Source organism: Levilactobacillus suantsaii, assembly GCF_014069315.1.
Lineage (GTDB): Bacteria > Bacillota > Bacilli > Lactobacillales > Lactobacillaceae > Levilactobacillus > Levilactobacillus suantsaii.
The window spans coordinates 129,899-151,716 of the sequence record NZ_CP059603.1; the positions used below are offsets into that span (position 1 = coordinate 129,899).

22 protein-coding genes are annotated in these 21,818 nt (G+C 46.7%); 12 read left to right on the plus strand and 10 right to left on the minus strand.

The genetic code is table 11. From position 1 onward, the window contains the following. Positions 1-156: 156 nt before the first annotated feature. Positions 157-1,155 carry an IS30 family transposase gene (locus H3M12_RS00700; RefSeq protein WP_182150575.1) on the plus strand — a complete coding sequence of 333 codons (999 nt, stop codon included), beginning with the start codon at positions 157-159 and terminating at the stop codon, positions 1,153-1,155. Here H3M12_RS00700 and H3M12_RS00705 read toward each other — a convergent pair. The 6 genes from H3M12_RS00705 to H3M12_RS00730 form a co-directional block, all read right to left on the minus strand. Continuing rightward, the gene (locus H3M12_RS00705; protein ID WP_182150778.1) at positions 1,047-1,964 is read right to left on the minus strand and encodes a DMT family transporter; all 918 of its coding nucleotides are present in this window, start codon (positions 1,962-1,964) and stop codon (positions 1,047-1,049) included. The genes H3M12_RS00700 and H3M12_RS00705 overlap by 109 nt on opposite strands. Positions 1,965-2,188: 224 nt before the next feature. Beyond that, positions 2,189-2,833 carry a methionine ABC transporter permease gene (locus tag H3M12_RS00710; protein WP_170955020.1) on the minus strand — a complete coding sequence of 215 codons (645 nt, stop codon included), beginning with the start codon at positions 2,831-2,833 and terminating at the stop codon, positions 2,189-2,191. A 39-nt stretch (positions 2,834-2,872) separates the two neighbouring features. Next, positions 2,873-3,937, minus strand: a complete 1,065-nt coding sequence (locus H3M12_RS00715; protein WP_129033359.1) for a methionine ABC transporter ATP-binding protein — start codon at positions 3,935-3,937, stop codon at positions 2,873-2,875. Positions 3,938-3,990: 53 nt separating this feature from the next. Next, a complete protein-coding gene (locus H3M12_RS00720) occupies positions 3,991-4,797 on the minus strand; it encodes a MetQ/NlpA family ABC transporter substrate-binding protein (protein WP_129033360.1) in 807 nt (268 codons plus the stop codon). Positions 4,798-5,310: 513 nt separating this feature from the next. After that, a complete protein-coding gene (locus H3M12_RS00725) occupies positions 5,311-5,862 on the minus strand; it encodes a DNA-3-methyladenine glycosylase I (protein WP_129033361.1) in 552 nt (183 codons plus the stop codon). A 37-nt stretch (positions 5,863-5,899) separates the two neighbouring features. Beyond that, positions 5,900-7,540 carry a peptide ABC transporter substrate-binding protein gene (locus H3M12_RS00730; RefSeq protein WP_129033362.1) on the minus strand — a complete coding sequence of 547 codons (1,641 nt, stop codon included), beginning with the start codon at positions 7,538-7,540 and terminating at the stop codon, positions 5,900-5,902. 464 nt (positions 7,541-8,004) lie between these two features. Between H3M12_RS00730 and H3M12_RS00735 the strand changes: the two genes are divergently transcribed. Next, positions 8,005-10,257 (plus strand): glycoside hydrolase family 3 C-terminal domain-containing protein, encoded by a 2,253-nt coding sequence (locus tag H3M12_RS00735; RefSeq protein WP_182150779.1) that lies wholly within the window; start codon positions 8,005-8,007, stop codon positions 10,255-10,257. 126 nt (positions 10,258-10,383) lie between these two features. Here the strand turns inward: H3M12_RS00735 and H3M12_RS00740 are convergent, their stop codons facing one another. Continuing rightward, entirely contained in the window at positions 10,384-11,004 is a 621-nt protein-coding gene (locus H3M12_RS00740) for an IS30 family transposase (RefSeq protein ID WP_129033364.1), read from the minus strand. A 352-nt stretch (positions 11,005-11,356) separates the two neighbouring features. Between H3M12_RS00740 and istA the strand changes: the two genes are divergently transcribed. The 9 genes from istA to H3M12_RS12790 all read left to right on the plus strand — a co-directional run bounded on the left by istA (position 11,357) and on the right by H3M12_RS12790 (position 18,269). Next, positions 11,357-12,577 carry an IS21 family transposase gene (gene istA / locus H3M12_RS00745; protein ID WP_042749622.1) on the plus strand — a complete coding sequence of 407 codons (1,221 nt, stop codon included), beginning with the start codon at positions 11,357-11,359 and terminating at the stop codon, positions 12,575-12,577. 9 nt (positions 12,578-12,586) lie between these two features. After that, positions 12,587-13,324: an IS21-like element helper ATPase IstB gene (istB, locus tag H3M12_RS00750; protein WP_031263932.1), complete on the plus strand. Its 738-nt coding sequence runs from the start codon at positions 12,587-12,589 to the stop codon at positions 13,322-13,324. Positions 13,325-13,746: 422 nt separating this feature from the next. Then, on the plus strand, positions 13,747-14,712 hold the full coding sequence (locus tag H3M12_RS00755; protein WP_233449194.1) for an ABC transporter ATP-binding protein: 966 nt from the start codon (positions 13,747-13,749) through the stop codon (positions 14,710-14,712). A 386-nt stretch (positions 14,713-15,098) separates the two neighbouring features. Continuing rightward, a complete protein-coding gene (locus H3M12_RS00760) occupies positions 15,099-16,019 on the plus strand; it encodes an IS30-like element ISLsa1 family transposase (RefSeq protein ID WP_182150780.1) in 921 nt (306 codons plus the stop codon). Positions 16,020-16,105: 86 nt separating this feature from the next. Beyond that, a complete protein-coding gene (locus H3M12_RS13105) occupies positions 16,106-16,519 on the plus strand; it encodes an ABC-2 family transporter protein (RefSeq protein WP_129033257.1) in 414 nt (137 codons plus the stop codon). Next, entirely contained in the window at positions 16,519-17,289 is a 771-nt protein-coding gene (locus tag H3M12_RS00770; protein WP_182150781.1) for an ABC transporter permease, read from the plus strand. The genes H3M12_RS13105 and H3M12_RS00770 overlap by 1 nt, the downstream gene beginning before the upstream one ends. Positions 17,290-17,315: 26 nt before the next feature. Continuing rightward, on the plus strand, positions 17,316-17,507 hold the full coding sequence (locus tag H3M12_RS00775) for a hypothetical protein (RefSeq protein WP_129033255.1): 192 nt from the start codon (positions 17,316-17,318) through the stop codon (positions 17,505-17,507). Between the two features lie 45 nt (positions 17,508-17,552). Beyond that, positions 17,553-17,930 (plus strand): helix-turn-helix domain-containing protein, encoded by a 378-nt coding sequence (locus H3M12_RS00780; RefSeq protein ID WP_225423570.1) that lies wholly within the window; start codon positions 17,553-17,555, stop codon positions 17,928-17,930. A 117-nt stretch (positions 17,931-18,047) separates the two neighbouring features. Beyond that, positions 18,048-18,269, plus strand: a complete 222-nt coding sequence (locus H3M12_RS12790; protein ID WP_233449195.1) for an IS3 family transposase — start codon at positions 18,048-18,050, stop codon at positions 18,267-18,269. An 80-nt stretch (positions 18,270-18,349) separates the two neighbouring features. Here H3M12_RS12790 and H3M12_RS00790 read toward each other — a convergent pair whose 3' ends face one another. The 3 genes from H3M12_RS00790 to H3M12_RS00800 form a co-directional block, all read right to left on the minus strand. After that, positions 18,350-18,808, minus strand: coding sequence for a GNAT family N-acetyltransferase (locus H3M12_RS00790; RefSeq protein WP_129033254.1), 459 nt, complete (start codon positions 18,806-18,808; stop codon positions 18,350-18,352). 18 nt (positions 18,809-18,826) lie between these two features. Next, positions 18,827-19,807, minus strand: a complete 981-nt coding sequence (locus H3M12_RS00795; protein ID WP_129033253.1) for a choloylglycine hydrolase family protein — start codon at positions 19,805-19,807, stop codon at positions 18,827-18,829. A gap of 181 nt (positions 19,808-19,988) precedes the next feature. Continuing rightward, positions 19,989-20,558, minus strand: a complete 570-nt coding sequence (locus H3M12_RS00800; protein ID WP_182150782.1) for a DNA-3-methyladenine glycosylase I — start codon at positions 20,556-20,558, stop codon at positions 19,989-19,991. 224 nt (positions 20,559-20,782) lie between these two features. Here H3M12_RS00800 and H3M12_RS00805 point away from each other — a divergent pair, with 224 nt between their 5' ends. After that, positions 20,783-21,712, plus strand: coding sequence for a matrixin family metalloprotease (locus H3M12_RS00805; protein WP_129033251.1), 930 nt, complete (start codon positions 20,783-20,785; stop codon positions 21,710-21,712). Positions 21,713-21,818 lie beyond the last annotated feature (106 nt).

Sequence of the window (21,818 nt, forward strand, 5' to 3'; positions counted from 1 at the left end):
ATGACCAACACGGAGCCAATGACTTCGGCCACGGTGATTTTTAGGCTGACGAATTTACAATTGAAGTGCAACAAGTAAGAAAATAAAAATAGACTCCTAGCCTGAGTCCTGTAGAATGAAGTCACCATAACAATCATCTAAAGGAGTTCTTAGGCTATGAGTCCATATACACATCTTACCTTAAAAGACCGCGAATGCATACTGTTAGGTGTAACTTTACACCATACTTACCAGGTTATTGCCAATCAAATCGGTTGTTCCAAAGCCACTGTGTCACGAGAAATTAAACGCAACGGCGGTCGGGGCGCCTATTCCGCCGTAAAAGCCCAGCAGAACTATCAACAGCGCCGATTAAAGAGTCGCCGCCTCAGGGTACTGGAGAATTTAAAGCTACGCGACTTTGTCCTTCACTGCATTCTTCAACGACAATGGTCACCCGAGCAAATCGCCGGTCGTTTATCTTTAGAGACCAGTAATTGGCATATCAGCTACAACACGATTTATCGCGGAATTGAACGAAATAATTTAGGCGTTAAACGTAAAAGTCATGGGGCTCGAGGATTCGCTCGAAAGTTACGACATCGTGGGAAAACTCGTAAGGTTAAAGGAACTGTCAACGAACGACGTGGCCGTTTTAATAATGTCCCATCAGTCCATGAACGACCAGTCTCATGTGAGAATCGGACTCGTTTTGGCCATTGGGAAGGCGATACCGTTCGCGGCAAGGTCGGGCGTTCGGGTTTAGTGTCACTGGTCGACCGTAAGTCACGATACCTTCTGTCTGAGCGTGTACCCAAAGTGAATGCCAAGAATGTGACCCAAGCGATGATCGACCTCCTGCATACAGTCACACCTAAACGCGTTCGTACGCTTACACCAGACCGAGGTACAGAGTTTGCGGGTTATCGTGAAGTCGGTAAAGAGCTTGGTATCTCAGTCTATTTTCCAGACCCGCACGCACCACAACAACGTGGGACCAACGAAAATACCAATGGTCTCATCCGAGAGTATTTTCCCAAAGGAACTGACCTTGATGAACTGACCGATCAAGATATCGCGAAGTTTGTCAGGAATTTAAATAATCGCCCCCGTAAGGTCTTAGGCTGGAAGACACCATCTGAAGTTTTCTTCGGTAAAAAGTTACACTTGATTTGACAATTCGTCCTCAAGAAAAGAATCGAGAGCACAAAGGTCATCACGGGTTGGGCCGCATCGACGATACTGATGACGTCGGACGGCGCAAAGTGACTACTATACAACAGTAGTGAGAACGGAATAATGGTCCCCAGTAAAATCACAGTACTCATCGACGCCAATAACCCCATGGTCAATGGCGGCGTACTGAGCCAGACCGGATGATTGAGGTTGAAAATAATTCCCGCAATCAACGTCCCCCAGCCTAACACGGTAATCGGGGCGTGGCCACCCTCACGAATCAACGGTCGCGGTAAGACCACGTAAAAGGCCGCCGTTATACCGGAACCGATGCCCCAGAGTAACGAGCCCAAAGGAATCGATAATTGAGCTAAATTACCGCGGGTGATGGCCAGAAAGACCCCTACCAGCGCGATTGCAAAGGCAATCATATCACTGCGCAACGGGTGTTCATGCTTGAATAAAAAACTCCCCAGGACAATAAACAAGGGGCTTAAGTATTGCAAAATCGTGGCCGCCGCCGAGGTCCCGGTCTGAACCGACATGTAAAAGGTCAACAAGTTGGCCCCCAGGCCGATGATGGCGTACGCCAGTAACCACCCAATCTCACGGGGATGGCGGAAGATCGTAAAGGTCTCTTTACCGTACAGAATCAGGCTAATCACTAATAAGACGACGCCCGCCCCTAAGGTTCGCGCCGACAAAAACCAACTTGCCGGAATATCCTGGCCCTGCGAAATAAACTGTAACACGGTCCCGGAGACCCCAAACATGACCGAAGCTATCGTGGCCCAAAAAATACCCTTCATGACACTTCCAGTTGGTACACCTACTTTTCTAAACGTCCAAAATCCTCACTTTCACTCACCAGTTTAAACTTCAATTCTAACCAGTTAGGATTAAAATTTGCTAACAACCCAGCAGATTTATTAAATAATTTACCTTAAGCCGCAGAAACCCAAAAACGAGTCTGACCATTCCGCCAGACTCGCTTACTCCCGTTACACTCGCAACGAGAGTCGTTTATTCAAAATTAAGCACTGTGATCCACGTGCCGCGCTAAGAGGTCCCCGCAGAGTTGGATGGCAAAGACAATCACCAGAATGATCAACATCGCTAAGAAAGTGACGTCGTTTTCAAACCGGCTGTACCCCACGTTAATCGCGAGGTTACCTAAGCCCCCACCCCCGATGGCACCAGCCATCGCGGTCAGGTCGATCAGACTAATGATCGTTAGAACGGATGACCGGATAATGTCCGCCAGGCCTTCCTTCAGGTAGACCCGGAAGATAATCGCAATCGGTCCAGAACCGACTGCTTCGGCGGCTTCGACCACCCCACGATTGACTTCGGCCAAGGCGTTTTGAATCTGCCGCGCGTAGAACGGCGCGGACCCGATAATCAACGGCACGATAGCCGCGGTGGTCCCGATAGCAGTCCCGACGATTAGCCGGGTGACCGGTGCAATCACCGCTAGTAAAATAACGAAGGGAATCGACCGGAACAGGTTAACGATCTTATCGATGATGTTGTACACGACCCGGTTCTCGAGAATCCCACCTGGTTGGGTCACGATTAACCCAATCCCGAGGGCCATCCCGATAATCCCCGCGATAATCGCGGTAATCAAGGTCATGTAAAGCGTTTCGCCGGTGGCCTGCATGAACTCACTCTTCATGGTCACGGCATTAGGAAAGTAATGGGCAAAAATTTTCAACTAGGCCACCTCCGAATCATGTGGGTCGAGTTGCGCTACTTGAATCCCGGCGTCGCGGCAGTACTGCCAAGCGCGGTCCAACTGGTCGGGTTCCCCGGCCATAACGACGACCAAGTTCCCCAGTGGCGTATCTTGTAAGATCTCCACGTTTCCGTACAGGATGTTAGAAACAACCTGATACCGTTTGAACAACTCCGTAATTAGCGGTGCATCGGTACTGGCGCCCACATACTTGAGTTGAATCAAGCGGTGGTGGTCATCCAACCCTAAGTCGCCGACCTGCTTGTAAATCTTTTCTAAGGCTTGGTCAATCTGCGTGGCCGTATTGATGAAGTCCCGGGTCAGCTTTTCCTTCGGTTGACTGAAAATGGTCAGTAAGTCACCACGTTCGATAATCTTACCGTTTTCCATCACGGCCACCTTATTACAGATTTCCTTGACAGCGTCCATTTCGTGGGTGATCAAGACCACGGTCAGGCCCAAGTCTTTGTTCAATTGCTTGAGCAGTTCCAGAATGGCCGACGTGGTTTTCGGGTCCAGCGCACTAGTCGCTTCGTCACTAATCAGGATTTCGGGGTCGTTGGCCAGCGCGCGGGCAATCGCCACCCGTTGTTTCTGCCCCCCAGATAGTTGGGCCGGGTAATCGTTGGCCTTTTCGCTCAACCCAACTAGGTCGAGTAACCGGGCCACCTTTTCCTTGCGTTCGGTCCGAGATAACTTACTCCCCTTCAAAGGGTAGTCCACGTTATCCGCAATCGTCCGGGCGTTCATCAGGTTGAAGTGTTGAAAAATCATCCCGATTTTCGTCCGCGCTTGCCGCAACTTCTTACCATTTAGTGTCAGAATATTCTGACCATTAACCGTGACTTGACCCGCGGTGGGCTGCTGGAGCCGGTTAATCACCCGGACTAAGGTACTCTTTCCGGCACCGGAATACCCCACAACACCGTAGATATCCCCGCGTTCAACATCTAACGAGACGTCTTTGACGGCTTCGACCGTCTGACCTTTATTATGGAAGGTCACGTCAACGTCTTTTAACTGAATAATCGCATCTTTGCTCACAGTCAATTCTCCTTACTCGCCATGCCGGCAATTCTCAACTTAAGCTAATTGGCTTACCATGCTGGAACGGATAAGCCGTGGTAGTACTTCTTAATCAATTTCTTCGTGGCTTCACTCTGGTAAGCCTTGACGATCTTCTTGTACGTCTTGTTATTCTTATCGGCCTTGTTCGTCGCAATCACGTTGATATATGGAATCGACGCCTTGTTCAGCTTTTCCTTGTAAATGCATTCCTTGTTCGGTAACTTAGCTTCAGCCGCAAATTCGTTGTTGACGATGGCCGCCGTGGCATCCGACAGGGACCGTGGCGTCTGGGCCGCGTCAACCGCCGTAATCTTCAAGTTCAGCTTGTTTTGCGTGATATTCTTCGGCGTTGGCAACTTGACCTTGTTGTTAACCTTGATTAACCCGGCCGATTGTAACAGGTGTAAGGCCCGGCCTTCGTTGGTCGAATCGTTTGGAATCGTGATTTGGTCGCCCTTCTTGATGTCGGCCACGGACTTGACCTTCTTGGAGTACAACCGTAGTGGTGCGCGGACCGTCTTACCAATGGAAACAATGTTAGTCTTATGCGCCTTGTTCCAAGTGTTCATGAAGTAGGTGTGTTGGAACGCGTTCAAATCAATTTCGTGGTTAGTCAACGCCGCGTTAGGTTGATTATAGTCCGTAAAGGTCACTAACTTCAGATTAATGCCTTGCTTAGCCAATTTTTTCTTGATGGGCTTCCAAATCTTTTCGTCGGAACCCATGATTCCAATTTTAACGGTCTTGTCTGATGAGCTGGATTTCCCACAGCCGGCAACGATCAATAATGGAATCAATAATAGAAATAGCCAAGCGAATCGTTTAAATTGCTTCATGTTAATATCCCCTTTTTCCTCAAGTCATGGTTTTACCTAAGTTAAGTTGTGATTGAAAATTTGGACCAAAAGAAAAAGTCCGCTTCTAAGTTAATAGAAACGAACTTGTCGTGGTACCATTCTAGTTTAAGTCAGCTTTTACGGCCGGCCCCTCATTAACATCGTGGCGCAAAAAGCCCGCCCCGGTGTGTGCACGATAATGAGTGCCAGTCATCACCACTTCATTCTTGCGAACTTAGCGGCACCAATTCATTTCAGGCCATCTTCACCGCGGCAATCGTTACTCGCTTACAGCAAAACACGAGCTCTCTGAAACGACTTACCAATAGTTACTCTCCTGATCACATTGTTTTCAATCACTTAATTTATCAGTAAGTCTAATGCAACTTTAATGCAGTGTCAAGCTGAAGCGATTAAAAATTTCCGCCAACAACTGAGGGCGACGATTACCATAAAATCGATAATCGCCGCCCTAGCTGAAAGAAATCGTTCTCAAGGAAGTGACGTGCCCCGTTAATTCTCGGCCAAGACTTGGTCTTGTAAAATCCCAGCAGCCTTCAAAAACATATGGGTGACCACCGGGCCCACAAACTTGCATTCGCGGCGCTTCAAGTCTTTGGCGACCGCAGAACCGATGGTCGACTGGTTTACGATTTCGTCACGCGTCGCTACGGGTAACAGCAACGGCGTGCCGTTCACGAAGGCCCATAAATAATCGGCAAAACTACCAAATTTGCGTTGAATCTGTAGAATGGCCCGGGCATTTTGAATCGTGGCGCGAATCTTACGCCCGTTTTGAATCATCTGGGGGTCGCGGGCGATGCGCTCCCCATCGTGTTCGAGGTCGAACCCCGCCACGGCGGAAAGCGCCATGCCCGCAAAGACCCGGCGAAACACCGGCAACTTACTGTCCGCGGCCTGCCAACTTAGGCCCACCTGGAACACGCCTACAGTCATCAACTCGAACAAGATATGATCATCGTGGGTGGGAGTCCCAAAATAGGCGTGATACTCTTGAACACCATTTGTCGTCCATTGTTGGCCATCGTCTGCTGCCAGGGTCATGGGTCATCGTCTCCTTTGAACTTCACTAAGATAACAATTATTTGATATAGGCGTACTTGTAACTCCACTGCGTGCCGGCCGTGTTGTGAATCACACCCCTGACCGTTGGCCGTTGCAGATAAGCGTAGTTGGCTTGGTACAACGGCGTGAAGCTTTGCTCCTTGTTCAAGAGCTTAGCCGCTTTGACCATATCCTGCCAGCGCTTCTCAGGCGTTCCGGCATCCTGATTTTGCGCCTTAGCAATCAGCTTATCGTAGGTCTTGTTGGACCACTTACCGTAGTTTAACGAGTTGGTGCTCAACGGAATCTGCATGAAGGAAATCGGGTCGTTGAAATCCGCACCCCAGTGGGAGAGGTAGAGGTCAAAGTCGCCGGATTGTGACCGTTGTTGGGCGACTTGCGCCGGCACGTTTTGGATGTCGAGCTTAAGCCCTGGTAACATCTTTTCCAACTTGCCCTTCAGGTACTGGGTGACGGTGCTGGCCATCGGGTCGTCGTTTCCGGCCAGAATGTTCAGCTTGATTTCCTTGGTTCCCAGTTGCTTCAAGGCCTTTTGCCACTTCTGCTTAGCTAACTTCGGGTTATAAGTCGTGGTATTCTTGACGGCCTGTTGCGTCGCGAAGTCCGTGCCGGTCTTGGGGTCGTTGGCCAAGCCGCTGGTGACGAACCCGGTCGGCGTCACGGAGCCATCTCCTAAGACCTTTTTGGTCAGTTGCTTGCGATTGATGGATAAGCCGATTGCCTGCCGGAAGTTCTGGTTCTTGATTGCGGCCAGCTTAGTCGAATCGGTGTCCTTAAAGTTGTACTTCAAATGAATCATGATGGAGTATGGGTACTCTTTGAACGCGGCGTTGTTCTTGTAGTTCTTCACCTGTTCGTTGGTCAGTTGCGCCAGGTCAAGCTTCTTGTTTTGATAGAGGCTCAGACCCGTTTGGGTGTTGGAGACCACTTGGTAATGAATCTTATGGAGCTTGACCACCTTGTGATCCCAGTACTGGTCGTTCTTGACGAAAGACCAGGTGTTGCTGGTCCCCTTCCAATCCTCAATCTTGAACGGTCCACTGTAGACCATGTATTTAGACTTGGTGGCGTACTTCTTGCCGTACTTGTTGATGACTTTTTCGTTTTGTGGTGCGAACAGCGGGTAGGCCATCAGAATCTTGAAATAGGCCATTGGCTTTTCAAGTTGCACCACGACGGTCTGCTTATTTTTAGCGTGAATCCCAATCTTCTTCGGGCTCATCTTTCCCGCAATGATTTGATCCCCATTCTTAATGCCGGAGAACATGTTGGTGTAGGACGACTTCGTGGACGGCGTTAACGTCCGCCGCCAGGAATAAACAAAATCGTGGGCGGTAATCTTATCACCATTACTCCACTTCGCGTTTTTCCGGATATGGAAGGTCCAGGTCTTTTGATCCTTGGATTCCGTCACTTTATCCGCTAACCCCGGAACGGCCTTCCCGTTCTTCCCCAGACGGTAAAAGCTTTCAAACACATTCCCCGTTTGGCCATAACCGGTGGCCTTGGCCAGGTCGATCGTATCCAATTGCGCGGTGGCCGGTAATCGCAATACTTGTTTGGGTTTGGCGCTAGTCGTTGATTGCCCACAAGCGGCCAGCCCCAATCCTAACGCAACCACTGCGGCGACTAATCCAAAACTCGTCCATCTTTTCATCACTGACTAACTCCCTTTCCATTCCTCAAATTGGTGTGCAACCTCCTTGACGATAAAAAACGGGTGATACCATCACGCTCACCGTGATGGTATCACCCGTTGTCAGAAACTCTCGTCGCCTGTTTAAGTTGCTACGAGAAATCGGGAACCACATGTGAACGCAACGCAAAAAAGCACACGTTACATACACAACATGCGATCATAACTTGGTTAAGTTGGTTAGCGTTAGTTAACATTTGTGGTTCCCCTCCTTTTTAAAATTCGTCATCTAGAAATTGCACAACTTAAAAGTACCCCACTTTAAAAAACTTGTCAACGGGTAGTTTTCCCCCTAGAAAATTTCAGCCACGGTAACATCTGACCCCCGAAAACGGTATACTAGAAACAGAGCTGATTTGCGAGTAGCACTGGTATGTAACCGCTCCCGCCATCGGCTGATCTACAGACAGAAAGGATTTGAACGTATGGACATTGAAAAGACACTGGCAGCACTGACGCTACCGGAAAAGGCCGCGTTGGTTTCTGGGAAAGACAACTGGTATACCGCCAAAATCGACCGGTTGAACATTCCCGCTTTGATGATGACGGACGGTCCCTCGGGATTACGGAAACAGACGTCGACCACGAACGACATTAACAACTCCGTGAAGGCCATCACCTACCCCGCCGCTGCCTTGAGCGCCAGTTCTTGGAACACCGACCTCTTTCACCAATTAGGTGAACACCTGGGGGTCGAAGCCCGCGCCGAACAGGTCAACATCCTCTTAGGTCCCGGCGTCAACATGAAACGCTCCCCACTGGGTGGGCGGAATTTCGAATACCTCTCCGAAGATCCCCTGGTAGCTGGTAAATTAGGAACCGCTTACGTTCAAGGTGTCCAATCCAAGGGCGTCGGTGTCTCGGTCAAGCACTTTGCCGCCAACAACCGGGAAAACCAACGGTTCACGTCTTCTAGTGACATGTCCCAACGAACGTTGCGTGAACTCTACTTAAAAGCGTTTGAAATCATCGTTAAAAATGCCTTACCGGAAACCCTCATGGTCTCTTATAACCGGATCAATGGCGTCTTGAACTCCCAAAACCACTACCTGTTGCGCGATATTTTGCGTGACGAGTGGGGCTTCCACGGCGCCGTGATGTCCGACTGGGGCGCGGTCGCCAACCACGCCGCGGCGTTGAGTGCCGGGCTAGACCTTGAAATGCCCGGTAAGGGTCAACCTTCCGTCGATGAAATCGTCAAAGCTATCGAGACCGGTGAACTAGACGAAGGGACCTTGAACAAATCTGTGCGGCACCTCCTGCACCTAATTCAAAATTGCCCGACCAACCCGCATCCTAAGGCTTACGATCACGAGGCCCACCACGCCTTTGCCCGTAAGATGGCCGACGACAGTATCGTGCTACTAAAGAACCACCAAAACGAACTGCCACTGACTCCTAAGAATCAGGGCAAGTTGGTCATTGTGGGCGAATTGGCTAAGCATCCCCGTTTCCAAGGCTCCGGGAGTTCCCACGTCAACCCGACTAAGCTAGTCACCCCACTCGACGCCTTGGCCGACAGTGGCTTAAGTGCCGACTACCAGCAGGGTTACACGTTAGATGACAGCGAGACCGACGACCAGTTAGCTAGCGACGCCATCGCCGCCGCTAAGCAGGCCGACCACGTCATCGTTTTCGCCGGTTACCCCGAAAAGGAAGAATCTGAAGGCTTCGATAAGTCCGCAATCCTCCTGCCCGAAAACCAAACGGAACTGATCGGTCAATTGACCAAGGTCAACACCCACATCACGGTCGTCCTCCAAAACGGCTCCGTGGTCGAGATGCCGTGGGTCAAGAACGTGGCCGCCATCGTCGAAACTTACCTGGCTGGTGAAGCCGTGGGTGAAGCCACCTGGGACATCATCACCGGCAAGGTCAACCCATCCGGACACTTAGCGGAAACCTTCCCGTTGAAGTTAGCGGATACGCCAATGGCACCCACCTTTGGCCAAGACCCACACCACGAAAACTACTCCGAAGGCATCTTCATGGGCTACCGCTACTACGACACTCACGAGATGCGCGTGCTCTTCCCGTTTGGTCACGGCCTCAGCTACACCACCTTTGAATACGGCAACCTGGTTACCAAGTCCGATGCCCACGGCGCCACGATCACCTTCGATGTCACCAACACCGGGGATCAAGCCGGTAAGGCCGTGCCCCAACTCTACGTGGCCAACCACGCGTCGCACGCCCCGATGCCGACCAAGGAACTGCGTGGGTTCACCAAACTCAGTATCGACCCTGGCGAGACTAAATCAGTGACCTTCCACTTGAACCGGCGGGACTTCAGCTGGTGGCGCGAACGCGTTCACCGTTGGCAAGCAGATACCGGGGACTACGAAGTCATGATTGGAGAATCCTCTCACGACATTCGGGTCCAATCTAAACTGACCATGGACTTCGAGAACGCGCCGGCACCGGTCACGCTCGAAACCTACCTGGCCAAGGTCGTCACGGATCCCCGGTTGCGCGGACTCTTCCAGCGGACCGTTGTGGCTCCCCTGTTGCAACCCGACGTCCCGCAAAACCTCTTTAGCGAAACGGATGCCGATCACCAACCGTTACTCTTCCAAAGCCGCATGTACTTGAACATGCCGTTGCGGGCATTAGTCGCGCTGGGTACCCCGGCCAAACCGCTAAATGACTTTATCCAAGCGGCCAACCAAAGTCGTTAAGTCTTAATTTGACACTAAAAAAGCCGACTCGAGGTCGTTCCTCGAAGGATATACTCCTCTTTGGGTAGACAAGCAAATAATCAAAGCTTGCCTACCTAAGGGGGAGTTTTTGTATGGGACAAATTGTCAAACCAAGTGCAACACTTTATCGAATAAAATCTTTGCTGGCGTACGATACCCAGGAGCCCTTTTAGGGCGATGTTTTAGTTTCCACTGACAGCGTTTTACTTCTTCCACAGTCTGTAAACTTAAGCTTTGATTTTTAGGGAAATACCCTCGAATTAAGCTATTAGTATTTTCGTTAGTTCCTAGTTGTTCTGGTGAATAAGGATCTGGCCAGTAGATTGTAACGTCTAAATCATCGCGTATACTACCTAATTTCAAGAACTCAGTTCCATGATTGGGTGTAATGGAATGAACAAATTCCTTAGGAATTTGAAGGAACATTTTTAATAAAGCGTTGTTTACTGACTCAGAATCTTTTCGTGCAGCTTTTGTTATGAGAACGTATCGTGTCAATCTGTCTACTGCGGTTACCAACACTTCACCACCCACTTTACCTTGAACAGTGTCCAGCTCCCAGTCCCCAATGCGTTTACGTTTATTGATAAAAGTGGGCCGCTCATGAATCGATATATAATCGACCTTGGGTTCCCAATGCTTTCGGTCGCCTGCGCGGTGATTGCGCGGTGACGTTGACGCCCACGGTGACGTAGCTTTCGCCTTATCCCCGTATCTCTGCTTGATTTAAATTTCTGATTAAGATTATGGTGTTCAATGTGTCGGTAAATGGTGTTGTAGCTAATGTGCCCATAATTTTCTAGTACCATTCGTTTTACGATTTGCTCAGAAGACCACTGATGCTCTTCAATTAATTCAACAATCTTTTGACACAAGATCGATTTTTGATCAAGTATTCGTGGTTTATGACTATGACATCTTTTAGCGCGTACTCCTTTGCTTTTCGTGGTTGTTAAGTAATTGTACCCACTATGTGTGCATGGCGGTTATAAAATGTAGGAAAATGACGGCGTAAAAATGTCGGTTTTCCTACATTTTTTGATATTATGAATCACATTGACTTTAGGAGGTTTTCAATGTGAGACATGATGTCCGCGAAGGAGTGAAACAGTACGTGAATAATGATATCAAGCCTAATTTTACGGCTCTTGGAAGACAGTTTGGGGTAGATTATCGTACAGCTAAGAGAGCATATGAGGAGGCCCAAGGGAGTATGACCCTGCCCTTGATCAAACATAAACGGCCTAGCTTACTGGATGGCTATAGAAGCATTATCGAGGAAAAACTAGAGCTACATTGTTCTGCCAAGGCCATTTACAAATTCATTCAGAAACGGGGCTTTCAGGGAAAGTACACTATCGTTCGAGAATACTGTGCCAGTATTCGTAAGGAACGAACTCATAAAGCAACTATTCGTGTTGAACATACGCCGGGCCTATCGGCCCAAGTCGATTGGAAAGAAGAAATGACTTTATACGACAGGAATGGGCAGCCGCACCGTTTCAACATTTTTCTTTACGTCTTACCCTTTTCTAAATTGAAATATGTCACTTTGGTCTTTGAACGCAGTCAAGATACGTTGTTTCAATGCTTAAATGACGCGTTTGAGGCAACTGGTGGTGTTCCTTCCGAAATTTGGTTTGACAACATGAAGCAAGTTGTTGATCATACCAAATCAAGCTTTGGCAAAGCGATATTTAACGAGCGTTTTCGCCAATTTAGCCACGATGCTGGCTATAATCCAATTGCTTGTCGAGTATTTCGTCCACAGACTAAGGGTGTCGTCGAAGCATTAGCAAGAACAATGGAGCGACTTCGCCCGTACAATTATGAGTTTGAAGACGGTGTAGAACTCATTGGTCTGGTCAATGATCTCTGTGAAGATTTAAATTATGAGGTTTCGCAAGCCACCAACCAGGTTCCAATGGATAAGTGGCAGAACGAAGAAAAAGAGTACCTACATGAACAGCCAGCCAACCTGTTAAATCCATTCTTTGAGGAAGATATTACCCGTATCGTCTCTAAAGAATCGATGGTTAACTTTCGTAAATGTAAGTACTCCGTTGATCCACGCTACATTGGTCGCACAGTCGATATCGAGCTGACCGATAATGAGCAGCGTATCCAAATTTATTATAACGGAGAAATGATCCGTTCGCACAATATAACGACCAATCAATTTAATTACGATAAGCAAGACCGTGTCCGCATATTGGGGTCCGACCTCTTAAAGGGACAAAGTGAGCAGGATATACAGGCATACATCGCAGAGCATCTTAGCGAATATGACCAGGTTTAGGTGATGATAATGACTAGTAAATTTCAGGAGCTACTAACTAACTTAGAGTCCCTAGGACTCACCAAAATGGTTGCGTATCTACCAGAATATGTTGACCAAATTAATCAACAACAACTATCGTTTACTGAGGCAATGCTTACACTGACGAGCACTGAGCTTGAATGGAATCAAGAACAATCGATAGAACGAATCGTAAAGCGGGCACACTTTCCGCAGAAAAAGACACTAAAGGGATTTGATTTTAACTTTCAACCCAGCATTAACCAGCAGGAAGTAGTTGGGTTTCAAGATTTGGCGTTTTTAGAAAAGAACGAGAACTTGATTTTTATTGGTAGTCCAGGGGTCGGTAAGACCCATTTAGCCATTAGTATTGGAATTGAAGCCTGTCGCCAAGGAAAAAGAACGCTCTTCATCAACTGTCATGAGCTTCTCCTTAGGTTGCGAACAGCTAACGAGAAGGGCACCTTAGAGCGCTGCATTAACCGTTATGCTCGTTATGACCTTTTGGTCATTGATGAGATTGGTTACCTACCCATTGATCACGATGAAGCTAACCTATTCTTCCAGCTTATCAACGCACGATATGAGCGTCATTCGACCATTATTACTAGTAATAGTGATTTATCTGGCTGGGTAGAAATCTTTCAAAATCCGACCGTAACGGCGGCGATTCTTGACCGCCTAGTTCATCATGTCCATGTCGTCAAGATTACCGGAAAGTCTTATCGACTAAAAGGCGTCGGTTGACCGCCCAAAACCTACATTTTTAAACCGCCATAAACCTGCATTTTATCACCGCCCTTGACACACTATGGGCCTTTTTATTCACTTATGTGTTGCACTTCAATTGTAAATTCATCGATTGAAAATTAAATGATTTTTCAATTTAAAAATTACAAAATAGTTAAAAAACAATTTGATTTTTGAAGCCTTTGAACATAGAATGCGTTCATGAATAGCGGACAGGTGACTATTCTATACCCGTTATGCTAGTCGATCTGTTACCAAGTATCCACGAAAAAGGACACCCCATGGATGTCCTTATCGCTTATCATTTACAGATTTTTCTTTCTAAAAAATAAAATTACTAATAAAATTATTACCGGTTTTTTTAAGAAACTTACTGTGCATAGTGGCTACCAACAAAGATACTGAGGGAGCTGGATGTGATGGAACCCATAATTCAAGCAAAGGATGCTAGCTTCAATTATATCAGTTATACCAAGGGCACTGGACTAACTGGAACTCTCAAGGATTTCTTTAAACGAAATACGAAAAAAATCCCAGCTATTGAAAATCTCACTTTCTCTATCAACCCAGGAGAAGTCATCGGATTGCTTGGGCCTAATGGAGCTGGGAAAACAACACTAATCAAAATGCTAACTGGTATTCTTCCAGTTAGTAGTGGAAAGATCTCTTTGCTTGAGAACATCGACCCAGTCAAAAAGGAGGTTAAATATCTTAATCAAATTGGGGTGATGTTGGGCCAAAAAAGCCAATTAATTTGGGACCTTCCACCAATGGATACACTCCTTATGCTAAGAGAAATATACAAAGTGTCGCCAGAAGATTTTAAAAATCGTATTCAATATCTAGCAGGGCTATTATCCGTTAAAAAGCAATTACTTGTACCCGTTAGAAAACTTTCCCTTGGACAGCGAACAAAATTTGAATTAATCTGTGCCATCATTCATTACCCCAAAATTCTATTTCTTGATGAACCAACAATTGGCATTGATGTATCCAGTCAAGAAAACATTTATAAGTTTTTAAAAAAAATAAATACTGAAACAAATATGACTATTGTTTTAACCAGTCACAACACTAAAGACATTGAAGCGCTTGCTCAAAGGGTAATTGTAATTAGCCATGGAAAGAAGTTGTTTGAAGGCACAACGCCATCGCTAACTTCGAAGTTCGCGTCGAATGACATTCTTGAAATTACTACTAAAGAACCGATAATCCCACTTCCTAATAATATGACCCAATTAAGTGATACCAAATACCAAATTAACGATAAAAACACGTCACTCATTCCGGTTCCCGCAAAGCAAATTATTTCGGTGCAACAGAAAAACAGCGATTTGGACACGATTTTAATTAATCTATTCAGAAGTGAGAGCGATGAAATTTGAAAAAATATTTGTATTGTTTTCAAAACGGTTTGTTTTCGACCCTAATCTATAAAGGAAACTTACTCTTAAAACTAATTACTACGGCTTTAGACGTTGCTGTATCAGTATTCATGTGGTTAGCGGTCTACAAATTTAGTTCTTCCGATAATATTGCTGGAATTATACCTTCACAGATGTTGAATTACTTAGTTGTTGTGAATTTACTGTCACTAGTGTTTTCCACATCTCTTATTTTTAAGTTTAGTGCCTTAGTAAGAAGCGGAAATCTCTCAGTAGTCTTATTAAGACGGCAAATTCTATAATTAATCCGAACAGAAATTAAAAAGCCCCAAGCAATCACTTACAATGGTAGTAGCTAATTCCAACCAATATAGGGAGTGATTACTTTGGGTACATCTACTTTATCACGTTTTCAACGTGGCGCACTAGCACAACTGGTCAATGAGGGGAATAAATCTTACCAAGTAATGGCTGACGCCTTAGGCGTCGCCAAAGCTACGATTAGCTATGAGTTGGACCGGGTTAAACCTTATGATCCAGAATTAGCTCAGCAAGATGCAGATCGCAAAAGGCGGAATTGCGGTCGTCGTTCGATGCTGACGGCAGCATTAGCGACTTTAATTACCAATCACTTACGATTAACCTGGTCACCAGAAATCATTGCGGCCGCTTATAACTTGAGCACTGCGTCAATTTATAATTGGCTTAATCGTGGCTGGCTCCCCTTCAAATTGACTGATCTACCCAATCGGAATGTCCGCCAGCACCGAGTGAGCGAAAATCGTGGGAAATTTACAAGTGGGACTTCCATCGAACAACGGCCAACAACTGTTAATCAACGGTTAGCTTTTGGTCATTGGGAAGTAGATACGGTGCTTTCTAGTCGAAGTGAGTCACGATCATGTCTGGTTACATTCGTAGAACGTAAGACCCGACTTCTATGGGCCATCAAAGCCCCTAATAGAACGGCTAAGGCTCTAAACACCGCCTTTGGCAAGTTTATGGGGGCCTTCGGTCCCCAAGTAAAATCCATTACTGTTGATCATGGTAAAGAGTTTGCCAATTATCAGGCCTTAGAACAGGATTATCAGATCAAAGTTTATTTTTGCCATCCATATTCACCATGGGAGCGAGGTTCCAATGAATATTTTAATAGACGGTTACGCTGGTTCTTCCCGAAAAAGACCAATTTTAGCCAAGTAACGACTGATGAGATCCTAGCAGCACTTGAACTAATTAATCAACGACAATTAAAAATACATCATCAACAGACTGCCATTGAAAGATTCCGGGCTTGTTCGGATTAAACTTGTAATTTGCCAGACCGATAAGTTTTGCACTTAAGGAATTTTTTGAATATCTTGGATCTACTTTTCCATATGTTTTAATTTACATGTTATTCTTTGCTTTTACAATTGGCATACACGACCTATTTTTCCTGATACTAAGTTTAGTTTTAATTGTCAGTGTTTACATTATGTTTTTCCTCCTAGTAGCATCTATTAGTCTGTGCAGTTTTTGGCTAATTCAAGTTTGGCCATTACGACCAGTTATAACCGCCGCTTTTTTATTGCTCGGTGGGCAGTCCTTTCCCCTGCAAGTTTTACCATACAGTCTCCAATGGTTAATTTATAACCCGTTCTCCCTTGCAGGGAATCAACTAACTTTACTTGTACTAAAAAGGCTAACTCACAAGGATGTACTACTCGATATTGCATTATCTTGCATTTGGAGTTTCATTTTAATAATAACGATGAAATTAACATGGACTAAAGGATTAAAGTCTTATGAGGGGGTCGGTGGATAATGATCAAACTTTATAGGATTTTACTATCTCAGAGTCTAGGGGAATCCTTAGTCTATCGCGGTACATCTATTCTAACAGCTATTTTTGGGATTATGTTTTACTTAATTGCTTTAGTTACTGGAACGGTATATTTCTCATTTTCAAAATCTATTTTTGGCTGGGACTTTCTAAACTATTTAAACCTGATTACTACAGCAAACCTTATTAGTTATTTATACCAGTTCTTGTTTGTATCTGGCCATGAACATCTAACAGAGCAAATACTTGATGGAACCCTAGATTACTCGTTAGTCCGTCCAGTTAATAGCTATTACTTTCACATGATATTTAGAGCTGACTTCCCATCTCTAATTCCAGTATTCGTATCGGGCGTTATCGAGGCTTTATTACTAGTTAAGCTTGGAACTTCAATTCTGTCACTAATTAGCTATATTCTTGCTATATTGGCGGGTGTTATTTTCGTCTTTGCCATCAACCAAATTATCGTGACTATTTCCTTCTGGATTGATGGTCTAAGTGCCTTAGCGGGTGTACCTGAGTATATTATGGATGCCTCTGCGTATCCGGCGAGTATTTATCCGCGAATCATTCAGAATATCTTTCTTTGGATTTTCCCATCTCTTACGGTAACTAACCTACCAGCTAATATTATTCGTGGCAAATACTCTACATTTTCACTAATTTGGCTTTTTTTCATAGACGTATTGCTTATATACATTTCTATTTTAGAATGGCGCCAGGGATTACGTCATTACGCTTCAGCAGACTAATTATCACACTGAAAGGAGGTGATAGCATGGGACACACTCGTACTGAAGTACATGCACCAGTTCAAGGCATCATTGCAATTGACCCAGATGAAGAAAGCTTCATTGTTGGGATACCAAAATTCTTTGTAATAGTGTATTCGATTTTCGGAATCGTGGGATTCATCTACTTTGATAACTATGAAAAAAGAAGGGATATGGATATACTCCTCTTTGGGTAGACAAGCAAATAATCAAAGCTTGCCTACCTAAGGAGGAGTTTTTGCATGGGCAGAAAAAGCTCACGCTACACCATTGATAAAAAGTTGTTCTATATTGGTCTAGTTAATCAAGGAACCAGCCCTAATGCTGTTCAGAGAGATTACGGAGTCAAGGATGATCAGATACGTCAATGGATAAAGCGATATAACCTTGAAGGAATCGATGGCCTACGGTATCGACCCATAGGAAAATATCCAAGCAATTTGAAACTGAAAATAGTTCTGAAGTACCTAGAAGGAAACACTTCTTATCCTCGATTGTGCGATAAATATAATATTCCTAATGTTAGTACCATCTATCAATGGGTTCATCAGTATACTAGTGGTAAACAACTCATTACTAGGAGCGTGAAACCAGTGAAAAATGGTCGAAAAACAACATAACTGGATCGTTTGATAAGGCATTAGCAATAAGCAACGGTTTTACACTCAAATCAAGGATCAAGCTACACATCTGGGGTATTTAACGACCGTTTGGCTAGCAATGGGGTTAAGCACAGTATGTCACGTCCAGGAACTCCCGGAGATAACAGTCCTCTGGAAAGTTTCTGGGGTCATATGAAGACAGAGTTTTTCAATTTTTACCATGCATTAAATCGAAAAGAAATGGTTCAACTTATCGAAAAATGCATCAACTGGTATAACTATAACCGCCGCCAAAAAACACTAAATGGCATGACCCCGAAAGAATTTCGGAATCATGCCATTCAAAAAACTGCATAGCTATTTTAATTATTTGAACTGTCTACTTGACTCGGAGCAGTCCCGCAGTCCCGAATCGGCTTTTCTTTTTGTCATAAAAATCAATTAGTCGTTAAATTTAGCGGCAAAATCATATCCAGATGCGGAATCCCCGTATCTAAATATTCGTCACTGACAGCCTGAAAACCCAATGAGCGGTAAAATTCCTGGAGGTAGGCCTGAGCTTCGATGTCAATTTGACGGGTCTGCGGCCAAGTTTTCCGAATAGCCGCAATCGCTTCTTGAACTAATTGCCGGCCCAAACCACCCTTTCGCGCTGACGGTGCCACTACGACCCGCCCAATCTGGACGTGGTCGGACGCGGCAGGAATCAACCGGGCATAAGCAACCAATTTACCAGTTGCATCCAGTCCGAGGAGATGTACCGCAATCTGATCGTCCGTGTCGACTTCTTGATAAGCACAGTGTTGTTCCACCACGAAGACCGCCGTCCGCAAGTGGTAGATGGCCCATAGTTCAGCGGTCGTCAATTGTGCAAATGATCGTAGCTGAAACTTCATTTTGCCCCCTCCTCGAAGTTAGTTCATGTTCGCAATATGGACCTGGTGATCCAACGGAAATTCTTTGGGCGTGGTCTCGGCCAAGAGTTCTGGCGTTAAGACGACCCGTTGAAGTTCCTGGTTATCGTAGGGTTCCATGTAATAAGCCTGGTCGTCCAAGCTCATGTACCCGCGGTATTGCGTGTAGTCGCTGGTACCATCGGCCTTTAGTTTCACGCCCTTAGGAATCGTGACGTTGTCCAATAGGTGTTGTAAAAGGTTCAAGGTGCTGGGCGTGTCGGCCATGGGCTGGCTGAAGTGCTTGGCAAAAACGGTCCGTACGAACCGCGATGGCGACGTGTAGTCTCCGGGTAAGCCCAACGCCCCGGTCCCTGGACCCTGGGTCTTGGACGTGTAGCCCAGATAATTGTTCAATGGCCGCTCTTGGGCGGTCAGAGTCCCGTAGGTGCTGAGGTTCTGCAAATGCCACCCGAATTCAGGCGCATTGGTCATGACACCGACCGGGTTATCAATCAGGTGTAACTCGGGGCCGGTGGCTTCTAAGATTGCCGTTTTCCCCGTGGTATCGCTAATGATAAAGTGCAACGGCGGTGTCAACTGAAGTAAGGCCACCGGCACGTCAACGAGTTGCACGTGGGGCACTAACTTAGCAAGTTCCGCCACGCTCCCGGCGTTGCCTAACGCCCAGGCCGTAAAGTCGTGGGGTGCGAGGCCTAATTTTCCTTCAGTGGCGTGGGCTTCGTAGTGCGCGTTACCCGGGAAGTACAAAGCGGCGACCCCCAGGCCTTTTTCGTTGACGCCATCTACTACCATCTCGTGGCCTAACTTGCGGCCGGCACCGACGAAGCCATACTTGGTCGTAAACTCACCCGCATCCCCCGCAACGGTCCAATTTCGGGGCATAAACAGTGGTCGGCCATCCAATTCAAAGGCAAAGTCCATGGTCCGGGCCAAAAAGTGGTCCCCGCGACTATTCTGATAAGTTAAACTGGTACACATTCTGGTCATCTCATTTCTGCAGTCATTATCCTTCCCATTCTAACCCCACCCCACAAGTTTTGCACGGATAATCGGTAATAGGATGCACAATAACGCAAAAAGGCGTTGAAATGCTGTCAAACCGCCCGTTAACGGTTTACGGGCAGTGCAATCATTTCGCCCTAATCGAGGCCTTTACCGGTCAGTTTGCCCGCTGATTTTCCGGCGCCCAATCACAGCTGATCAGGTGGTCATTGACCAACCCGGCTGCCTGCAGAAACGAGTAGACTGTGGTTGGGCCCACAAACTTGAACCCACGCTTCTTCATTTCCCGGGAAATGTGCTGGGCCAGATCCGTCGTGGGTGGAATCTGGTCGGTCTGCGTCCAGTGATGCCGAATCGGTCGGCCACCGGCGAAGGCCCACAACCAGGTACTAAAGTCGCTTCCGGCTGGCCAGTGCAAGATGACTTGCGCGTTGGTCACCGTTGCCGCCAATTTCAGCCGGTTACGGATGATGCTTTCATCGTGGCGCAACCGTTCTAAATCAGTGGGCGTCATCACCGCGACCTGGGCCAAATCATAATCGGCAAAGGCCCGGTGAAACGCCGCCCGCTTGTTCAGGACCGTCTGCCAGCTGAGCCCCGCTTGATAAGTTTCCATACATAACAATTCAAATAATTGGCGGTTATCGTGCACCGGCCGCCCCCATTCAGTATCATGATAGTGTTGTAAGCTGGGCGAGCCGTTCGCCCAGGAGCATCGAGTAACCATACTAAGATTCCCCCTTCGATAATAATATCTATTTTACCAAATCTGATTGGTTGACGTGTTATTCCGCTTGAGTGGTAAACTGAAGTTGAAGCCGCAGCCAAGTCTGCTAAATAGGAACTATGATCGGTTGAAATTGGTGTCGGCTTTGCTTGACCCACTCAAGTGAAAGTCCTATGCTATTAGAAACAACAACTGTTTTGGGGGATTTAAGGAGGTACCATATCATGCGTAACGCACAACGATTGAAAGCCCACCCCGTGCTGGTTGCGGCCGCGGCCGCCCTACTGGTGATGCCCATTACTGCGACTAGTACGGTGACGGCTCAGGCCGCCAGCGTTAAGCCATCGGCTAGCGTCCTCAAGAAGAGTAACAGCTACTATCGTAAACACGCTGAGAAGTTGGGAAAGAAATACAAGCTGGTCTACGACGCCCAAACGGGATTGAAGAAAAATGGGAAAGCCACGGTGTGGGTCAAGACATCCGACAAGAACTTGAAGAAGAGCGTCCAGTTAGCCATGGACTACTGGAACCACAAGTTAGGCAAGAAGGAGTTCACCAAAGGCTCCAAGAAGCACCATACCTTCACCTTCTCCGTCTCCCACGCCAAGGCTTCAAAGAGTGATAACAGCGATGCTTGGTGGACCCCTGCAACTAAGAAAGTCCAGATTCGCTGGTCCTATTACAAGGCTGCCAAACAAAACATCGCGCAACGAATGAGTTCATCTTTACAGACGGCTTTCGACAAGAAGTACAGTGATACCATCGTCAATACCGCCAAGAAGAACCTGGCGAAGGAAAACATCAGTCCCAGCTCAAACGCCTACTCTGACGAATTAGATCAAGAAGAGGCCAAGGTGGCCCACAATATGAGTGCGTTTAAGACTGTCAGTCAAAAGCTGACCGCCATCGACAAATCCGTTGCGGCGCAGGGCCGGATGTACGAGTACGCCAGCACCGTGGCCCACGAATTCGGCCATACTATGGGACTGGACCACTCGCCGAGCACCAAGGATTTGATGTACTACCAAAGTGGGACTAACAAGGTCTACAGCTACAAGCAAGTCACCAAGAACATGAAGAAATACAACCCCGTGACCGCCACCGATAAGGCCCGCGCTAAGCTCGCCTTGAAGATCTACGTGGCCGCACGGTAACTTTAATTCCGAAAAACCATTAACCGTTTTTGCGGGTAATGGTTTTTTTCTGCAATAAAATTGTAAATAAATGTTAATAATTGGTAACCTATGGCAATTTATCACC

Excerpts from the sequence above, each read along its gene's own strand:
- H3M12_RS00700 (WP_182150575.1), top strand. The coding sequence starts at position 157 with ATGAGTCCATATACACATCTTACCTTAAAAGACCGCGAATGCATACTG.
- H3M12_RS00705 (WP_182150778.1), bottom strand. The coding sequence starts at position 1,964 with ATGAAGGGTATTTTTTGGGCCACGATAGCTTCGGTCATGTTTGGGGTC.
- H3M12_RS00710 (WP_170955020.1), bottom strand. The coding sequence starts at position 2,833 with ATGAAGAGTGAGTTCATGCAGGCCACCGGCGAAACGCTTTACATGACC.
- H3M12_RS00720 (WP_129033360.1), bottom strand. The coding sequence starts at position 4,797 with ATGAAGCAATTTAAACGATTCGCTTGGCTATTTCTATTATTGATTCCA.
- H3M12_RS00725 (WP_129033361.1), bottom strand. The coding sequence starts at position 5,862 with ATGACCCTGGCAGCAGACGATGGCCAACAATGGACGACAAATGGTGTT.
- H3M12_RS00730 (WP_129033362.1), bottom strand. The coding sequence starts at position 7,540 with ATGAAAAGATGGACGAGTTTTGGATTAGTCGCCGCAGTGGTTGCGTTA.
- H3M12_RS00735 (WP_182150779.1), top strand. The coding sequence starts at position 8,005 with ATGGACATTGAAAAGACACTGGCAGCACTGACGCTACCGGAAAAGGCC.
- istB (WP_031263932.1), top strand. The coding sequence starts at position 12,587 with ATGACTAGTAAATTTCAGGAGCTACTAACTAACTTAGAGTCCCTAGGA.
- H3M12_RS00755 (WP_233449194.1), top strand. The coding sequence starts at position 13,747 with ATGGAACCCATAATTCAAGCAAAGGATGCTAGCTTCAATTATATCAGT.
- H3M12_RS13105 (WP_129033257.1), top strand. The coding sequence starts at position 16,106 with ATGTTATTCTTTGCTTTTACAATTGGCATACACGACCTATTTTTCCTG.
- H3M12_RS00770 (WP_182150781.1), top strand. The coding sequence starts at position 16,519 with ATGATCAAACTTTATAGGATTTTACTATCTCAGAGTCTAGGGGAATCC.
- H3M12_RS00775 (WP_129033255.1), top strand. The coding sequence starts at position 17,316 with ATGGGACACACTCGTACTGAAGTACATGCACCAGTTCAAGGCATCATT.
- H3M12_RS00780 (WP_225423570.1), top strand. The coding sequence starts at position 17,553 with ATGGGCAGAAAAAGCTCACGCTACACCATTGATAAAAAGTTGTTCTAT.
- H3M12_RS12790 (WP_233449195.1), top strand. The coding sequence starts at position 18,048 with ATGTCACGTCCAGGAACTCCCGGAGATAACAGTCCTCTGGAAAGTTTC.
- H3M12_RS00790 (WP_129033254.1), bottom strand. The coding sequence starts at position 18,808 with ATGAAGTTTCAGCTACGATCATTTGCACAATTGACGACCGCTGAACTA.
- H3M12_RS00795 (WP_129033253.1), bottom strand. The coding sequence starts at position 19,807 with ATGTGTACCAGTTTAACTTATCAGAATAGTCGCGGGGACCACTTTTTG.
- H3M12_RS00800 (WP_182150782.1), bottom strand. The coding sequence starts at position 20,558 with ATGGTTACTCGATGCTCCTGGGCGAACGGCTCGCCCAGCTTACAACAC.
- H3M12_RS00805 (WP_129033251.1), top strand. The coding sequence starts at position 20,783 with ATGCGTAACGCACAACGATTGAAAGCCCACCCCGTGCTGGTTGCGGCC.